The organism is Streptomyces sp. URMC 126, assembly GCF_051386555.1.
In the GTDB taxonomy this organism is placed as follows: domain Bacteria; phylum Actinomycetota; class Actinomycetes; order Streptomycetales; family Streptomycetaceae; genus Streptomyces.
Genome location: NZ_JBPQTX010000567.1, coordinates 1 through 2,075, shown reverse-complemented (window position 1 = coordinate 2,075; position 2,075 = coordinate 1). Strand labels below are relative to the sequence as shown.

The window sequence follows — 2,075 nt, the reverse complement described above, 5'->3', positions numbered from 1 at the left end:
CCCCCCCCCCCCCCCCCCCCCCCCCACCGCCGTTTTCGGTTCAGGCCGTCGCCGCCGCTTCCGCCTCCGGCGCGTGGCCGGCCAGTGCGTGGGCGACGGCCGCCTCCGCGTGCAGCCGGGCCGTCGGGAAGACCGGGACCGGGCTGTCCTCGGGGCCGACGAGGAGTTCGATCTCGGTGCAGCCGAGGATGATGCCCTCCGCCCCCGCCGCGACCAGGTCGCGGATGACCGCCCGGTACGCCTCGCGGGACTCCTCGCGGACGATTCCGGCGCAGAGCTCCTCGTAGATCACCCGGTGGACGGTCGCGCGGCCGGCCTCGTCCGGCACCAGGACCTCCAGGCCGCCCGCCGTCAGGCGGTCGCGGTAGAAGTCCTGCTCCATGGTGAAGGCGGTGCCGAGGAGGCCGACGCGGCGCGGGCCGGCCGCGCGGACCGCCTCGGCGGTGGCGGTCGCGATGTGCAGCAGCGGGACGTCGGTGGCGGCGGTGATCCGGTCCGCGACCTTGTGCATGGTGTTGGTGCAGATCAGCAGCAGCTCCGCGCCCGCCGCCGCCAGCGACTTCGCGGCGGCGGCCAGGATGTCGCCGGCCTCGTCCCAGCGGCCCTCGTCCTGGAGCCGCTCGATCTCCGCGAAGTCCACGGAGTACAGCACGCACTTGGCGGAGTGCAGGCCGCCGAGGCGCTCGCGCGTGCGCTCGTTCAGCAGCCGGTAGTACTCCGCGGTGGACTCCCAGCTCATGCCACCCAGCAACCCGATCGTCTTCATCGGCTCACTCTCAGCCCGGCGGTCCCATGAGGCAACCGAGTTGTGATGTGACGGTGGCCGCAACGGGGGTTCCGTAAGGAACATGGGGGTGGTGTGATGACGATGATGATCCACACTCGATCCCTCGATCTCGGCCGTTTCGCTTGGGAGAAGAGACGCATGAACCGTTCCGGAACCCCGGGGGCGTCCGCGGCCTCCTTAGGCCGTCGCTCACTCCTCCGCGCCTCGGCGGGCGCGGTGGGGGCCGCTTTGGCCGCAGGCGTCGGAGGAACCGCGGCGGCGCGCGCCGCGGCACCCGAGCCCCGTACACCGTCCATGACCCCCGTACCGCTGCCGGCCCCGTCCGGCCCCTGCCCGGTCGGCACCTCCCGGCTGCACCTCGTGGACACCCGCCGTACGGATCCCTACGCGCCCACGCGAACGCCGCGTGAGCTGATGGTGCAGGTCTGGTACGCCACGGACCAGGATTCCGGGCGGACGACCGCTCCCTATCTGCCCGGTGGCCTACTGCCGCTGGTGGAGCAGCGCTTCACGCTTCCGTCGGGCTCGCTCTCCCGCGTGCGTACGCAGTCCCGCGCCGGCGCGCCCGTGAGCCGCACGCTCCGGGACGCGCCCCTGGTCTTCTACAGTCCGGGGCGCCAGGACCCGGCCGCGACGGGCACCGCGTTCGCCCAGGAGCTGGCCTCGCGAGGGTACGTGGTGGTGGGCGTCAACCACACCTACGACGGCCCGGTCGAGTTCCCCGACGGCCGCGTCGTCCCCGGCAATCCGCCGACGAGCGACCCCGAGCAGCTGCGGCGGTACTCCGACGTCCGGGCGGCGGACCTGCGCTTCGTCCTGGACGTGCTGAGCTGCGAGCGCGGCCCGAGCCCGGCGCCCGCGGTCAGCGCCGCCGTGGACTTCGACCGGGTCGGCGCGTTCGGGCACTCGCTGGGCGGCTCGGCCTCCGCCGAGGCGCTGCGCACCGACCCCCGGTTCTCGGCCGGGATCGTGCTCGACGGCAGGCTGCAGACGGACGCCGTCCGCACCGGTCTGACACAGCCGTTCATGCTCTTCACCGAGGACTCGACGGACGCCGGCTGGGACTCCTTCATGGCCGCCCACCGGGCGTGGGGCCGCAAGGTGGACCTGCTGGGCACCCGGCACTACAGCTTCACCGACCTCGCGCCGCTGGGCGTCGGCCTGGAGCTGGCGAAGTCCTGGCCGCCGGAGCAGTTCCAGCGGTACTTCGGCAGCCTGGACGGCCGCCGCTCGCAGGCGGTGACCAGCCGCTACGTGGCGGCCTTCTTCGGGCTGCACCTGCGCGGCC

General features: G+C 73.6%; 2 protein-coding genes. One reads left to right on the top strand and one right to left on the bottom strand.

Annotation, left to right across the window (positions count from 1 at the left end; genetic code table 11):
• Window positions 1–40: 40 nt before the first annotated feature.
• The gene (locus tag ACSNOK_RS32745; protein WP_436784428.1) at window positions 41–766 is read right to left on the bottom strand and encodes an aspartate/glutamate racemase family protein; all 726 of its coding nucleotides are present in this window, start codon (window positions 764–766) and stop codon (window positions 41–43) included.
• Window positions 767–1,081: 315 nt separating this feature from the next.
• Here ACSNOK_RS32745 and ACSNOK_RS32740 point away from each other — a divergent pair.
• Window positions 1,082–2,075 (top strand): alpha/beta hydrolase family protein (locus ACSNOK_RS32740; protein ID WP_436784427.1); only part of this gene is annotated, 994 nt, incomplete at its 3' end.